The organism is Rhodococcoides navarretei, from assembly GCF_038069675.1.
GTDB lineage: Bacteria > Actinomycetota > Actinomycetes > Mycobacteriales > Mycobacteriaceae > Rhodococcoides > Rhodococcoides navarretei.
In genome coordinates, this window is sequence record NZ_JBBPCN010000001.1 from 1,692,000 (window position 1) to 1,706,661 (window position 14,662).

Annotated in this window: 10 protein-coding genes; 5 read left to right on the forward strand and 5 right to left on the reverse strand. The window is 65.9% G+C overall.

Features of this window, described 5'->3' with window-relative positions; genetic code table 11:
• Nucleotides 1-79: 79 nt before the first annotated feature.
• The 3 genes from AABD04_RS08230 to AABD04_RS08240 form a co-directional block, all read right to left on the reverse strand.
• Entirely contained in the window at nt 80-1,381 is a 1,302-nt protein-coding gene (locus AABD04_RS08230) for a T3SS (YopN, CesT) and YbjN peptide-binding chaperone 1 (RefSeq protein WP_341440841.1), read from the reverse strand.
• Between the two features lie 91 nt (nt 1,382-1,472).
• Complete coding sequence (locus AABD04_RS08235; protein ID WP_341440842.1) at nt 1,473-2,639, reverse strand: hypothetical protein; 1,167 nt, start codon at nt 2,637-2,639, stop codon at nt 1,473-1,475.
• Nucleotides 2,640-2,687: 48 nt separating this feature from the next.
• Nucleotides 2,688-3,362 (reverse strand): NUDIX hydrolase, encoded by a 675-nt coding sequence (locus tag AABD04_RS08240; RefSeq protein WP_341440843.1) that lies wholly within the window; start codon nt 3,360-3,362, stop codon nt 2,688-2,690.
• A 61-nt stretch (nt 3,363-3,423) separates the two neighbouring features.
• Between AABD04_RS08240 and AABD04_RS08245 the strand changes: the two genes are divergently transcribed.
• Together AABD04_RS08245 and AABD04_RS08250 are read left to right on the forward strand one after the other, a co-directional pair.
• Nucleotides 3,424-4,350: an ADP-ribosylglycohydrolase family protein gene (locus AABD04_RS08245; protein ID WP_341440845.1), complete on the forward strand. Its 927-nt coding sequence runs from the start codon at nt 3,424-3,426 to the stop codon at nt 4,348-4,350.
• The gene (locus tag AABD04_RS08250) at nt 4,347-4,856 is read left to right on the forward strand and encodes an O-acetyl-ADP-ribose deacetylase (protein WP_341440846.1); all 510 of its coding nucleotides are present in this window, start codon (nt 4,347-4,349) and stop codon (nt 4,854-4,856) included. The genes AABD04_RS08245 and AABD04_RS08250 overlap by 4 nt, the downstream gene beginning before the upstream one ends.
• Before the next feature lie 6 nt (nt 4,857-4,862).
• Here AABD04_RS08250 and AABD04_RS08255 read toward each other — a convergent pair whose 3' ends face one another.
• Nucleotides 4,863-5,552, reverse strand: a complete 690-nt coding sequence (locus AABD04_RS08255; RefSeq protein ID WP_341440847.1) for an excalibur calcium-binding domain-containing protein — start codon at nt 5,550-5,552, stop codon at nt 4,863-4,865.
• Between the two features lie 171 nt (nt 5,553-5,723).
• A complete protein-coding gene (locus tag AABD04_RS08260) occupies nt 5,724-6,074 on the reverse strand; it encodes a VOC family protein (RefSeq protein WP_341440848.1) in 351 nt (116 codons plus the stop codon).
• Nucleotides 6,075-6,222: 148 nt separating this feature from the next.
• Between AABD04_RS08260 and recC the strand changes: the two genes are divergently transcribed.
• The 3 genes from recC to recD are packed head-to-tail and all read left to right on the forward strand — an operon-like array spanning nt 6,223 to nt 14,662.
• Nucleotides 6,223-9,489, forward strand: coding sequence for an exodeoxyribonuclease V subunit gamma (gene recC, locus AABD04_RS08265; RefSeq protein ID WP_341440849.1), 3,267 nt, complete (start codon nt 6,223-6,225; stop codon nt 9,487-9,489).
• The gene (locus AABD04_RS08270; RefSeq protein ID WP_341440850.1) at nt 9,486-12,803 is read left to right on the forward strand and encodes a UvrD-helicase domain-containing protein; all 3,318 of its coding nucleotides are present in this window, start codon (nt 9,486-9,488) and stop codon (nt 12,801-12,803) included. The genes recC and AABD04_RS08270 overlap by 4 nt, the downstream gene beginning before the upstream one ends.
• Entirely contained in the window at nt 12,800-14,662 is a 1,863-nt protein-coding gene (gene recD, locus AABD04_RS08275) for an exodeoxyribonuclease V subunit alpha (protein WP_341440851.1), read from the forward strand. The genes AABD04_RS08270 and recD overlap by 4 nt, the downstream gene beginning before the upstream one ends.

Genomic DNA, 14,662 nt, shown 5'->3' on the forward strand with positions numbered 1-14,662 from the left:
GAGGTGCGAACATAGAGTTAATGTAACCCCAGTTAACACGAAAGGGAAGCGCTCGAGTGAAATCCTGTTCGTCTACCGTCTACTGATCGTCCGAACGCTCGTCGGAAATCTCCGCGACCTCGTCGGTCTCGAACAGCTGCAACTGGATCGCCGAGGGATCGACCACCGGCGTGACCTGCTCGGGTGTGCTGCGAAGTACCTCGCGCAGAGCAGCTACAGCGCGTCCCCACTTGCCGGCCTCTCGGTCTGCCTCGTCGACGTCGCAGTGCTCGTCACCGAGATCCGCGGCGACGGCCATACCGCGCCACGAGGCCTCCTGCTCGGCGCTGATGCGCAGGTAGGACACGACGACATCGCGATCGGATGAGCAACATCCGAGGACGGTGTCGATGTCGAGGGATTCTTCGGATCGGGCAACGAGCTCGACCAATTCGAGCAGCTTCTCCGGAAAGTCCTCTGCGTCGATCGGCGGTGGCGTCGGTTCCCCGAGTGCGCCGCCGAAATCCTCGGCGAACTTCTCGTCGACCTGCTCCCACACGTGACTGAGCATCCGCACTGCCCACAGCAGGTGGTCGGCGACGAAGGGTGACCCGCTGACCCGTACCTGCGCGACGATGCAGTCCTGAACCAGGTGCAGCATCACATCGGGCAGCTGCAGATTGAGATCGACCAGCAACTCGGCTGCGCGGGTTCGTCCCGACACGGCGTGCACCAGCGTCGAATTGATTTCGACCACAGGTTCGGTGGGCTTGACCGACACGTAGGCGGTGCCGCCCACGAACCGCAGGGGGATGTCTCCGTCGGGGTCGTGATCCGGCGGGAAACCGAACCATGGCTCCAGGGCTCGATCGACGAGTTGCTGTAGGTGTTCCTTGCCCTTCGGCTGCACACACTGTGGAACGATCGTCGGGCCGGACTCGGCAGTGGTGGCGTCGAAACTCGGGACGTCGTAGCGACCGGTGGCGCGCGAGCCGAGGAAGGACGGGTGGGGCAGACCCCAGATGTCGCGGAACACCGCGACGGTTTTCTTTGCCAGATCATCGGACCACGAGCGATTGCGGTCCACGTGCGGTGCTGTGGGCTCGGAATCGACCGACATGCGAAAGCCGATCTGGCTCAGCGCTTCTCGCTGCTCGTCGGTGATGGCGCGGCTACTGTGCAGGTGCTCGTTCGCCGGAATTTCGCAGCGAACCATATCGAGATCCCAGGCGTAGAACTGCACGCAGGCGGCGGTGTCGGGCACGCCGTCGGTGGTGTCGTAACGTGACTCGATCACCAGCGCATCGCCGTCGCGCATCGCGCTGACGTAATCGCCGAGCTTGCGCTGGAACTGCATCCAGGCAGCATCGACGTCGAAGTCGAACTCGAGTGAATCGCTCATGTCGGCTCCTTACCCAGATCGCGTTGACGTAACGCACAGTCGATGACGCTAGCGGCGACCACCGACACGGTCTCGGCGCTCGCGGGGGCCGTCACGACGACGCCGAATCCTCGACCGAGCCGTAGAGCGGGTCGTCCTGCGACTCCTCGTCGATCGCTCCGAACGGCTGCGCCTCGGCAACACCGTCCAGCACCGCCGGACGCAACGCGTGCGGAACGGCGAGTACCTCCTCGATCCTGACGAGGATGCCCTGCTCGATGAGGGATCGAACGCGGTGGTCGATCAGCTGCGCGGTACGCAGGTCCTCGCCCTCCAGCTCGGCGTAGTCCTCGCCCTCGTTGTTGATCGGCAGCTCGTCGGTCATGGCGGCCAGAAGCGTCTGCACCGCGAACGTGTTGGCCAGCGACCGTGACACATCGGGGTCGTCGCCATCTCCCGACAGCTGCACGCGGACGTGTTCGGCAACCAGTTCGTGCACGGTCTCGGCTCCACGGTCGGCCAGCGAATGTGCATTGTCGCCGGGCCTGGCGGTGTCTCCGTCGATGCGAATGAGTTCTGTTGCGATGGCCGTCGACCAGTAATCGACCGCGGCGCCCGCGTCGAGCCGGGCAGGATCGAGCGGGGCGGAGCCCACGGCGCGCTGCAGGTCGGCATCGTCGCCCACCGCCAATCCGTCGGCCACGCGCGCGACGATCTCGTCGAGTGCAGGCAGCAGCGGCAGCCCCGAGATCGCCGCGAGTTCTTGGGCCAGGGAAACGTCGGGCAGGTCGATGTCGTCGGCGTCGAGCATGTCGGGTTCGTCGCCCTCGAGGAAGTCCGAGAGGTCTTCCATGCAGTGCGCGTAGTCCTCGGGGCTGCCGTCCCAGAGATCGGTCTCGTCGAGGAAGGTCAGGTACTGCAGCGAGGTGAGAACGAGATTGACCGCGGTGTCCTCGGCCGTCTCGGACTCCTCCTGAAGGATGCGTTCGGCCGCATCGACCAGCAGGTGCGCATCGGCGGGCAGCCAGGCGCTGGGGGAGAAGCCATGACGAGCACCGGCAAGCTGGGTCAGTGTCGACGACACGAGCCGAGAGATCGCCTCCGACTGTTCTGCCATCTCGCTCGCGTCGAGCCATTCGACGAATCCGTCGATCAGATCGGCGATGCGTTCGGTCTCGACACCGCTCGGAGCCGGTCGGGATTGCTGGTGACGCCGTTGCCGGGCCTTGGTCTTTTCTGCACGTTTCTGTCCGCGGTTGGCAGGCCGCTTCGATCCCATGGCTTGCAGCTTATCTGCTGTCATGTCCGGTTTCGTCGATCCATGCCCTCAGCCGAGTAGGAACGAGCCCGTGGACGGAGGGAGAGTCGAGTCCGCCGCGCGGCGATACAGTTCGGCGGGGCGCCCGCCGCCCACGGTCGACGTCGTGCCCGTTCCCTGCAACGCACCGATGACGTGGCGTCGGAACGTGTCTTTCGGCAGCGGGCGATCGAAGACGATCTCGTACAGCTCGCGGAGTTCGAGAAGTGTGAATTCCGCGTCCATCAACAGTGCGGGATCGACCTCACGCGCGTAACGACCGCGCAGGTCGCCCACTGCTTCGGCCACCATGTCGTCGTGGTCGAAGGCCAGCGGAGACGCCGGCCTCGTGTCGTCGACAAGCATGGATTCGGTTGTCGGAGTGAGTGATCGGATCGACACTGCTGCGCTGTGCGCCATCGACAGTACCCAGCCGCGATCGTCGCGGTCGGGGGCGTCGAACATTCTCAGTTGATGAAACGTGAGGTCGACGATGCCTGCTTTCGTCCTCAACGCGCGGTCGGCCGCGTCGGCGAGAGTCTCTTCGGGGTGCAGGAACGTACCCGGCAGTGCAAGGCCTCGTTCCGAGGGCACCACGACCACATGCAATCGCCGTTCGCGGACGGTCAGTACTGCCACATCGACCGCCACCGAGGGTCGCGGGTAGTCGATCAGGGCCTTGCCTCCTCGGTCTCTCCATGTCATGCCTTGCATCTTAGCGCGAATCTGATCTATTGTTAGCGCAACATCGATCTAAGGGGTACTCATGCACTTGACGGACGTTCAGCACGATCGAGCGAGGGGCGTTCTGCTCGGAACCGCAGTGGGCGACGCGTTGGGCGCGGGCTACGAGTTCGGATATCCGACGCCCGAGACAACCATCGCCATGATCGGCGGCGGCACATTCGACTGGGCCCCGGGGGAATGGACCGACGACACCTCGATGGCGCTCTGCGTCGCGCGCGCACTCGAGCAGGGTGGCGACGTGGACGACATCGCTGCACACTTCCGCGACTGGTTCGCCCAGAACCCTCCCGACGTGGGAAACCAGACTCGTCTGGTGCTGTCGCGGCCGACTCGCGATGGTGCCGATATGACTGCGGTGGCAGCGTCGTTGTCGGGTAGAACCGGCGGCAACGGATCGCTCATGCGAACGGCGCCGGTTGCCCTCGCCTACCTCGACGACCCGGCCGGCTGTCGAGATGCCGCGGCGCGGATCAGTGCCCTCACCCATTCCGACCCCCGTGCCGGTCAAGCCTGCCAACTATGGAGTCACGCAATTCGATACGCGGTTCTGAACTCGACCTACGACGGCGTGACCGAATTTCTGGACGATGCCGACCCCGACGTTCGCGACTTCTGGCAACCATTGATCCATCAGGCACAGGAGGGGGAGCCGGCCGACTTCCCGAACAACGGCTGGGTAGTGCATGCTCTGCAGACGGCGTGGTGGGCGATCCATCGGTCTGCCGATTCGGATCGGCCCCTGCCCGCCGCTCTCGAATCGTGTGTCCGCGCAGGCGGCGACACCGACACCACGGCGGCCATAGCCGGAGGGCTCCTCGGAGCGCGTTGGGGCGCATCGGCTGTGCCGAGCGACTGGCGCGACATCGTCCACGGCTACCCAGGGTTCCGAGCCGACGATCTCGACCGAATCACCTCGAACATCATTGCAGCGAAAGACATTTCATGACGATCATCGACGTCGTCCAGGGCGACATCACGGACATGGCCGCAGATGCGATCGTCAATGCCGCCAACACACGACTACTCGGTGGTGGCGGAGTGGACGGTGCAATCCACCGCGCCGGCGGACCGGACATCCTCGCCGAATGCAAGGCGCTGCGGGCCACCACCCTGCCGCACGGACTCGACGTCGGCGCAGCCGTCGCGACCACCGCGGGCCGGCTACGTGCAGCGTGCGTCATCCACACCGTCGGTCCGCGGTACTCCCCGCACGAGGACAGGTCGGAACTGCTGCGGCTGTGCTACGTCCGCAGTCTGGCTCTCGCGGCGTCGATGAACCTGAAGTCCATCGCGTTCCCTTTGATTTCCGGCGGCTCGTACGGATGGCCGACGCACGATGCCGTCACCCAGCAGGTCGTCGCCGTCAAGGCGGCACGGCCGTCCGTCGATCTCGTCATGCTGGTCGCCTACACCCGAGAAGTGGCGGACCTGACGCGGCGGTTGGTGGGTTAGCAGGGATCAGGTGTCGCAGCCGATCCCGTCTTTGTCGCGGTCAAGCTTCAGGCTGTACCCCGGCTCCCCGGCGTAGATCGGGGCTGCACCTGCCGCACGGACCGCATCGCAATTGGCGTACGAAACAACGGAAGGCACTGCGGCCAACGGCGCGGGGGCGGTGTAGACCGGCTCAGGTGTGTAGACGGGCTCAGGGATGTACACGGGCTCGGGATCGGGCAGTGGGATGTACTCCGATGTCGTCGGTAGCTCGACGACGGCGGCGACGGCTTCGGTCGTCGGAGCCGCGGTGGTCGTGGTCGGGGCCGGTGTCGTGGTGGAGGGCGTCGGTGCGACGGTCGTCGTGACGGTCGGCAATGCGGGCACGGCCGCGACCGGTGCGATGGCGGTCGTGGTCTCGGGTTCGGTCGTCGTGGTCAGCCCCATCACGAACAGTGCGGGGAGGACGGCGATGGCAGGTACCGCCCAGACCTTGCGACCCCGCGCGGGCGACGAGCGCAGGTACATGACTCCGGTGCCGACCAGCAACGCGCCGACCAGTAGCGCGCCGAACTCGAACGAGACGATCGCTCCGATCAGAAAGAACGCCCCGAAAACGATTGCGGTCCAGGCGAATACCTTTCCGAGCAGGGGGCGGCGAGGCGTCTGTGCCTCGGGTGCCGGACGCTGAAAAGGTGGCGGGTAGGCGCTGGTCATGTGGAGGGTCCGTTCGGGTCGCGAGAGGTGTCGATGTCGCGGCCGAGATGTGACCCGCGAGACCGGAAGCAACCGTCTCGTTCTCTTCGAACCGGTCGGTCGCATTTCCGTTCACCATGTCGCACCGACGGGGTTCGCCGTTACATACCGTGAGAGAACGGCAACCGCCGATCAGTACTGCTCGCGAAAGCCGCCGATCGCCGTGATCGAATTGCCGTCGGGATCGGAGACCGTCGACAGTCTGACTCCCTTGTTCGCGTCGACGATGTCGCCGAAGTCGATGCCGCGGGAACGAGCGGCCTCGACGAACACCTCGATGTCTCCGACGGCAACGTTGAACAACGACGAGCCGGACCGCTCGGAATCGACCGTCACTTGCAGCCAGGCAGCGGGGGCAACCTGCCACTCCACCAGACTCGGCATCGGATTGTTGTCAGCGGGCCGATCGAACAACCGCCGATACCAGCCGTCGGCCGAATCGATATCGCGCACCGCTATCACTGCAAGCACATGCTCGAACATGTCGTTCTCCTTCGTCTTGGCAAGGGGTCCACGGATACTGACCGGGATCGGCGGCCGGACTCATCGCAGAGAATCTGTCGGTGCCTCGAGTAGGGTCGTCACGAGCCCGAAATCGGGCACCAGGACGAGCAGGCAGGGGACCGCAACGGTGTTGACGCTCCACCGCGCCGAACGCGCCGGAACACTTGCGGCTGCACTCGCCGACATTCTGTCCGTGCCATTGGACGATCCATTCGCGCCCGAGATCGTGTCGGTTCCGGCGAAGGGCGTCGAGCGCTGGCTCACTCAGCGACTGTCGAGCACGCTGGGCAGCTCCGAGGGTGCGGGCATTGCAGCCAACATCGACTTCCCGAGCCCGGCGCGATTGGTGTCGCGCGCCATCGCGTCGGTCGACGATATCGATCCCGACGACGACCCCTGGGCTGTGGGCCGGGTGCTCTGGACCGCGTTGGAGGTGATCGACGAGTGCCGCACCGAACCCTGGGCCGCGGTGCTGTCCAAGCACCTGGGGGCCGGTTCCGAGGGTCATCGTGCGGGACGCCGTTGGTCGACGGCATCGCATGTGGCAGAACTGTTTCGCACCTACGGATCTCAACGACCTCAGATGCTGCGCGACTGGTTCGCCGGACGCTTCACCGACGGACACGGCGGCGACCTGGACGAGGACCTGCTCTGGCAACCACGAGTCTGGGGCATGGTGCGGGAGCGAATCGGCAGCCCGAGTCCAGCCGAACGACTGCCGCAGACATGCGAACGACTGCGGGACGCACCGGAGTCGGTGGAGCTACCGAGTCGATTGTCGGTTTTCGGCCCGACCCGACTGGCGACCGATCAGCTCGAGATACTCGGAGCGCTGTCGCACGCGCGCGACGTGCACATCTGGGTTCCGCATCCGAGCCCGACCATGTGGAACTCCCTCGCCGATCGGCAGCGCGTGACTCGCCGACGAGACGACACGACGGCTCTGGCCGTCGAACACCCACTGTTGGCCAGTCTGTCGCGCGACGTGCGAGAACTCCAGGCGGTGATCGCTCCGGCGGCGACTCGTACCGTGCACCACGACGGCCCGCACCCGGCACCCACCCTGCTCGGGCGAGTGCAATCGGACATCACGGCCGACGCCCCTCCCTCCGGCGACGGCACAGTCGTCGCCGACGACACGGTGCAGATTCACGCTTGTCACGGGCCTGCGCGACAGGTCGAAGTACTACGCGAGTCGCTGCTGCATCTGTTCACCGAAGACCCGTCGCTCGAACCGCGGGACGTCCTGGTGATGTGCCCGGATGTCGAGACCTACGCGCCGTTGATCCGCGCGAACTTCGGGCAAGCGGCGCTGGTACATCCAGGGCATCGGCTGCGCATGCGCCTCGCCGATCGGGGTCTACGCCGCACCAACCCCGTCCTCGACGTCGTCGCCACGGTGCTGGATTTCTCGGAGGGGCGGGTGACAGCGAGCGAGCTGTTGGACTTCGCCGCCAGTGGCCCGGTGCGCGAAAAGTTCTCGTTGACCGACGACGACCTCGAGCGCCTGCGCGACTGGGTGACGACCTCCGGTGCCCGCTGGGGATTGACGGTCCGGCAACGAGAAGCGTTCGGTCTGAAAAACTTTCGGCAGAACACCTTCAAGTCGGCGCTCGATCGCATCCTGCTGGGGGTGGCCGCGGACGAGACTCGGAACGAATACCTCGACCTCGCCCTGCCGCTCGACGACGTCGACAGCAACGACATCACCCTTGCCGGCCGCTTCGCCGAACTCGTCGATCGACTGGCCTCGGTTCTCCGAACACTTGCCGGCCCGGCGTCGGTGACCGAATGGACGCGGCACTTGAGCCGCGCCCTCGATCTCCTCGCCGACGTGCCCACGGCCGACGAATGGCAACTGGCACAAGCGCATCGTGAGATAGCCGACGCCACCGAACACGGCAGCGCGGTCGAACTTCGGCTCGCGGACGTGCGCGCCATGCTGGCCGGCAGACTCGCCGGACGACCTACCCGGGCGAACTTCCGCACCGGTGAACTGACCGTGTGCACCATGGTTCCGATGCGATCGGTACCGCATCGAGTGGTGGTACTCCTCGGGCTCGACGACGAGGTGTTCCCCCGGGTGGGCAGTATCGACGGCGACGACATTCTGGCCCGCGACCCAGCCGTCGGCGAACGAGACATCCGGAGTGAGGATCGGCAACTGCTTCTCGACGCGGTGATGTCGGCCGAGGAGAAACTACTGCTGTTCTACACCGGAGCCGACCCCGTCGACGGATCGGCGAAGCCGCCCGCGATCCCACTGCGCGAGTTGATGGACGTGCTCGAGGCGACCGCGGGCGGACGCGTCGAGCATCGGCATCCGCTGCAGCCGTTCGACCCCCTCAACTTCGAGGCCGAGCACCCGTTCAGTTTCGACGCGGTAGCCCTGGCCGGAGCGGTGTCGCAGCAACGAACGCCCGGTCCGGCAACACCCTTCATGCCCGATCCACTCCCGCCGGCTCATCGCGGGGACGTCGGCCTCGCCGAACTGATCGCCTTCGTCGAGAATCCGGTGCAGGCGTTCCTGCGCCAACGGTTGGGCTTCCGCGTTCCGGAGCTGGAGGACGATCTTGCCGACAGTCTCGACATCGAACTGGACCCGTTGTCCCGGTGGAGTATCGGCGACCGGATGCTGGCCGCGGTGCTCGCGGGCGGTGACATCGGAGAATTCGCCGACGCAGAGTGGCGGCGCGGCACCCTGCCGCCGTTCCACCAGGGCCGACGGGAGATGTCCGACATCAGACAGATCGTCGGGATCATCGCCGACGCGGCCGCGCCCTTCCATGCGGGCGCGGCCGAGACCATCGACGTCGCGGTCGATCTGGGCGACGGACGGCGCCTGACCGGCACCGTCACCGGAATTCACGGCCACACTCTCGCGCGCTCCTCGTACTCGCGCCTGGCCGCCAAGCATCGACTGGCCGCGTGGGTGCGGTTGCTCGCGGTAGCCGCATCGGAGACAGGGGAGTGGACCGCCGTCACCATCGGCCGGGCGAGCGGGATGCGCCCGCCTCGTCGCTCTTCGATGAGGGCCCCGCGTGACCCTGTCGCTGTGCTGCGGGAGTTGGTGGACTTGCGCGATCGCGGACTGGCGTCGCCGCTGCCGATCTCGACCGGTACCGCATCTGCGTACGCGGAGAAGCGGTTCGGAGGCGGTTCGATCGAGGACGGCTACGACTCGGCCACGTGGGCATGGCGCGGCGACTTCGGCGACGGAACCGATCGATCGTTGCGGTACGTCCACGGTCCGACCTTGTCGTTCCAGACGTTGCTCGCGACGGTCCCGCTCGCCGACGAGACGGAGCCGTCGAACGAGAACAGCCGCTTCGGCGTTCTGGCTCGAAAGCTGTGGGATCCGTTGCTGGCCGCCGAGAACATGGGGAATGCATGACCACCGCCCGTGGATTCGACCTGCTCGGTTCGATGCCGACCGGAACGACCGTCCTCGAAGCCAGCGCCGGAACCGGCAAGACGTATGCGATCGTCGGGTTGGCCGCGCGCTACATCGCCGAAGGAATCGCCGAGATTTCGGATCTGCTCCTGGTGACGTTCAGTCGGGCTGCAACCCAGGAACTCCGGGATCGCACCCGCAGCAGATTCGCGTCGATCGCCCGCGACCTGGCCGACCCGGGCACCGCTCGCGCGTCCGAGGATCCACTCGTGGCATTCCTGGCCGCAGTCGACGACGCCGAAGTGGACAGGCGTCGAGGACGATTGCGAAAAGCTCTGTCCGACTTCGATGCCGGGACCATCGTCACCACCCACAGCTTCTGCCAACGAATGCTCGACGGACTCGGCATAGCGGGCGAACGCGAACCCGAATCGACATTCGTCGAATCGGTCTCGGATCTCCTCGAGCAGGTCGTGGACGATCTGTATCTGCAGATGTTCAGCGGCGACGACGAGGCACCGGCATTCAGCAGGCGGGATGCTCAGCAGTTGGCGTTGGCGGCCGTGGGTGACCAGCAGTCGACTCTGTATCCCGACACCGAGGACCTGGACGACGACAACCGCGAGCCCGCTCTGCGGGTGCGGTTCGCCCGGGAAGCACGACGTGAAGTCGAACGTCGCAAGCGTCTGCTCGGGGTGCGCGACTACAACGATCTGCTCGGACTTCTGCATTCTGTGCTGTCCGACCCAGTACACGGCGAGGCCGCCTGCGCGCGAGTGCGGGATCGATACCGCGTCGTGTTGATCGACGAGTTCCAGGACACCGACCCGATGCAATGGGACATCCTGCGGCGGGCTTTTCACGGATTCACGACGCTCATCCTCGTCGGCGATCCGAAGCAGGCCATCTACGCGTTCCGCGGAGCCGAGGTACTCAGCTACCTCGACGCGGTGCAGACCGCGGACCACCTCTACGAGCTCACAGCCAACTGGCGTAGTGATTCGGGGCTGCTCGACGCCCTGCATCATCTGTACGGCGGCGCGGCCCTCGGTCACGACGACATCGTGGTGCACCGAGTCGAGGCGCGAAACCCGCTCTCGCGCATGGTCGGACATCCTCCCTTGCGGGTGCGTTATCTCCCCCGAACCGGCGCTGGTCCACTGCGGCAGGGTTTTCCCGCAGTGGACCGACTTCGATCTCGGGTTGCGGCAGACGTTGCGGCGGACATCGTCGAGCTACTGTCCCGACATGCCGTGATCGATCGACCCGACGGGCCCCGGTCGATCGAACCGCGGGATATCGCCGTGTTGACCCGAACGACCAAGCAGGTGGCGTTGATTCGGGACGCACTCGACGCGGTCGGGGTTCCGTCCGTCGTGTCGAGCAGCACCAGCGTGTTCGGCACCGAGAGCGCCCGAGATTGGTTGTGGCTGCTGCAGGCGATCGAACAACCTCATCGCACGGATCGCGTTCGCCTCGCCGCCTTGACACCGTTGCTCGGATGGACTGCTGCACAGCTCGATTCCGGGGCCGAGGACGCTCTGTCGCAGGTCAGCAGTCGACTGCGTGAGTATTCGGTGCTGTTCGACCAGGCCGGGTTCGCAGCAGTGTTCGAGCGGGTGTCGGCCCAGTCCGGACTCGACGCCCGGCTGCTGGCGGTCGAGGCCGGCGAGCGCACGATGACCGATCTGCGTCACATCGCCCAATTGCTCAATCGCGCAGCGGTATCCGAGTCCTTCGGAATCACCGCCCTCACCCGGTGGTTGACGGACCGCATCAAGGAACCGGCGGCCGGCGGGTCGACCGATCGCAGTCGCCGGCTCGACAGTGATTCCGCCGCAGTGCAGATCATGACGACACACGGCAGCAAGGGACTCGAATTTCCGGTCGTCTATCTCCCGTATGCCTGGGACGCGTTGTACTTCAGCAAGCCGTCGACGTTGCTGTTGCACGAGAACGGCCAACGCATCCGAGACGTCGGCGGACCCTCCGGTGCGGGGTACGCGGCCAGGAAGGTGCTCAACGATCAGGAGGAGGCAGGCGAGGAACTGCGATTGCTCTACGTCGGACTCACACGAGCCGAGAGCCAGGTCGTCCTGTGGTGGGCACCGGGCCGGAACACCGCGACCTCCTCGCTGCACCGCATGCTGTTCGGTCGCATCCCCGGAATTGCGCAGCCGGAGCGGTCGTACAAGGTGCTCGATGACGCGACGACTGCGAACCGGCTGCAATCCTGGGTCGGGTCGGCAGCCGACCTCGTCTCGGTCGAACCGGTGGGCCCCGGTGCACCATCGAGCGAGCACTGGATCCGACCCGAACAGGCGCACATCGACGTCGCTGCCGCACGCTTCGACCGAACCCTCGACCTACTGTGGCGTCGAACGTCCTACTCCGCGTTGACCGCTCACGCTCACGATGCCGCGCCCGTCCAGTCGGAGACGGGAGTGACCAGCGAGGCCGAACACCCCGAGAAGACGGACGAGCCTGCGGAACCGCCGGTTGGCGAGGGCGAACAGCCGGAGGGAATTGCGTCACCGATGAACGGCATGCCCGCCGGTGCGGCGTTCGGAACGCTCGTACACGAGGCGCTCGAACACGTCGACACCTCCGCGCCCGATCTGCTCGCGGAACTGGAGCGCCGTTGTGCAGCGGCTGTCGCAGCGCGGATGGCCGAGGTCGATCCGGTAGCTCTGGCCGCGGCCCTACTGCCGGTGATGCAGACACCGTTGGGATTCGGGACCCTCGCCGACACGGCGCCGTCCGATCATCTGGCCGAGCTCGACTTCGAGCTGCCCTTGGCCGGCGGCGACGATCCGGTGGCAGCCACGGTCACACTGAAGTCCGTGGCGCGCCTGTTGCGGCACCACCTCGATCCGACGGACGTGCTCGCGTCGTACGCAGATCTGCTCGACGATCTGGAAGCGACACCACTGCGCGGCTTTCTCACCGGAAGTATCGACTCGGTTCTTCGCGTGCCCGGACCGCGGTACGTCGTGGTGGACTACAAGACGAACCGTCTCGCTCGTGGGGATCTGACCACCGGTAATTTCACGCGCGAGAAGATGGCCCAGGAGATGATCCGTTCGCACTATCCGCTACAGGCCATCCTGTATGCCGTTGCGCTACATCGATATCTGCGATGGCGTCAACCGGACTACGATCCGACAGTGCACCTCGGTGGCATTCGCTACCTGTTCGTTCGGGGCATGGTTGGACCCCGGACTCCCGCCGGGTGCGGGGTGTTCGACTGGGATCCGCCCGCAGCTCTGGTAGTGGAGCTGTCGGACCTGCTCGGCGGGAAGGTGGTCCGATGACCGGGGTCTCGATTGCGCTGCGCGGCAGTGGAATTCTGCGCATCTTCAACGATGCGGGCGTGCTGTCGGCATCCGATGTGCACGTGGCGTTGCGGCTCGGTGCCCTTGCGGGGGAGTCGTCGGAGCTGGTACTGCTCGCCACTGCCCTTACCGTGCGCTCGGTGCGATCCGGCTCGGTGTGCCTGGATCTGCGACGACTGCGAGACGTCACCGTCGACGAGGATTCGGATGTCGATCCGAGCGTCCTTCCGTGGCCCGAACTCGACGACGTACTCCGAGCACTGAGGGTGAGCCCACTGGTGGTCGGCAGTTCGAATGGACCGCTGAGGCCGCTGAAACTGGTCGACACCGATCAAGGTGAGCTGCTGTACCTGGATCGATATCATCTGCAGGAGAGCACCGTTCGAAATGTTCTCGACGCCCGTACGCAGTCCCACCCGACGGCCGATGCCGGCGAGATCAGGGACGCCCTTTCGGCGCTGTTCGTGGACGAATCGGGTTTGCCGACGGCCGCTCCCGATCGACAGCGGATAGCTGCAGCCCTGGCGGCAACGCAGTGGACCACGGTCATCGCCGGCGGGCCGGGAACGGGAAAGACACATACGGTGGCGCGCATCCTGGCGCTGCTCGTCCGCGAGCACGGGAGCGACCTACGCATCGGACTGGCCGCACCCACCGGCAAGGCCGCGGCCCGATTGCAGGAGTCCGTATCCGAACAGGCCGATCTACTCGGGCTTCCGGCGGAGCTGAAGGCGATGACGCTCCACCGACTTCTGGGGTGGAAGCCCGGCAGCAAGACGAGGTTTCGGCACGACGCCGAGAACCGGTTGCCGTACGACGTGATCGTCGTCGACGAAGTCTCGATGGTGTCGTTGACGATGATGTGCCGACTGCTCGAAGCGGTGCGCCCCGAGTCTCGGTTGATCCTCGTCGGCGACCCGGATCAGCTGACGTCGGTCGACGCGGGAGCAGTGCTTGCAGATCTGGTGGCCCGACCGGTCACCGGCACCGAGAATCCGGTGCTGGCGCAGCTCGTGGACGAGGATTTCGCCGCGGCCGAGGACCCTGCAGAGGCCGCTCTCAGCGGGTTCGAGCGAGATCGATTGCGCGGCGGCGTAGTTCGGCTCAGTCGTGGCCGACGGTTCGGCGGGGCCATCGCCCGCCTGGCCGTGGCCGTGCGAGACGGTCGGGGCGACGACGTCATGGCGCTGCTCGAGTCGGGCGCGGAGGAGATTTCGTTCCAGGGCCCCGACGACGTCGATGCGCTGCGATCCGACGTTGTGGACACCGCAGCCGAGGTGACCGCCGCCGCTGCACGCGGAGACGCCACCGCAGCTCTGCTCGGGCTCGAGAAACACCGCCTCCTGTGCGCGCACCGCGAGGGTCGATGGGGCGTCTCGCGATGGGACCGGCAAGCAATGGAGTGGGTAGGGGAAGGAAGCGGAACGTTTCTCGATCCCTCGCTCTGGTACCCCGGGCAACCTCTCTTGGTGACGGCCAACGACCACGAAGCGAGGATCTACAACGGAGATACCGGAGTGGTGGTGCTGGGTGACAACGGAACTCCGATGGCGGCGTTCGCCCGGGGACGCGGCCACGTGTTGATCCACCCGAACGTGCTCTCCTCGGTACATACCGTCTACGCGATGACGATCCACCGCAGTCAGGGCAGTCAGTACGACACCGTCTCTGTTCTGCTGCCCGCCGAGGCATCGACGCTGCTGACCCGAGAACTGCTGTACACCGCCATCACCCGGGCGCGCTCACACGTCCGGGTCATCGGTACCGAGCAGGCCATCCGGGCAGGTGTGGAGCGTCAAGTGCTGCGGGCGAGCGGGTTGCGACGAAGAATTCTGTAG

Coding starts and splice junctions, on each gene's coding strand:
- AABD04_RS08245 (WP_341440845.1), top strand. CDS start 3,424: ATGCACTTGACGGACGTTCAGCACGATCGAGCGAGGGGCGTTCTGCTC.
- AABD04_RS08235 (WP_341440842.1), bottom strand. CDS start 2,639: ATGGGATCGAAGCGGCCTGCCAACCGCGGACAGAAACGTGCAGAAAAG.
- AABD04_RS08250 (WP_341440846.1), top strand. CDS start 4,347: ATGACGATCATCGACGTCGTCCAGGGCGACATCACGGACATGGCCGCA.
- recD (WP_341440851.1), top strand. CDS start 12,800: ATGACCGGGGTCTCGATTGCGCTGCGCGGCAGTGGAATTCTGCGCATC.
- AABD04_RS08255 (WP_341440847.1), bottom strand. CDS start 5,552: ATGACCAGCGCCTACCCGCCACCTTTTCAGCGTCCGGCACCCGAGGCA.
- AABD04_RS08260 (WP_341440848.1), bottom strand. CDS start 6,074: ATGTTCGAGCATGTGCTTGCAGTGATAGCGGTGCGCGATATCGATTCG.
- AABD04_RS08240 (WP_341440843.1), bottom strand. CDS start 3,362: ATGACATGGAGAGACCGAGGAGGCAAGGCCCTGATCGACTACCCGCGA.
- AABD04_RS08230 (WP_341440841.1), bottom strand. CDS start 1,381: ATGAGCGATTCACTCGAGTTCGACTTCGACGTCGATGCTGCCTGGATG.
- AABD04_RS08270 (WP_341440850.1), top strand. CDS start 9,486: ATGACCACCGCCCGTGGATTCGACCTGCTCGGTTCGATGCCGACCGGA.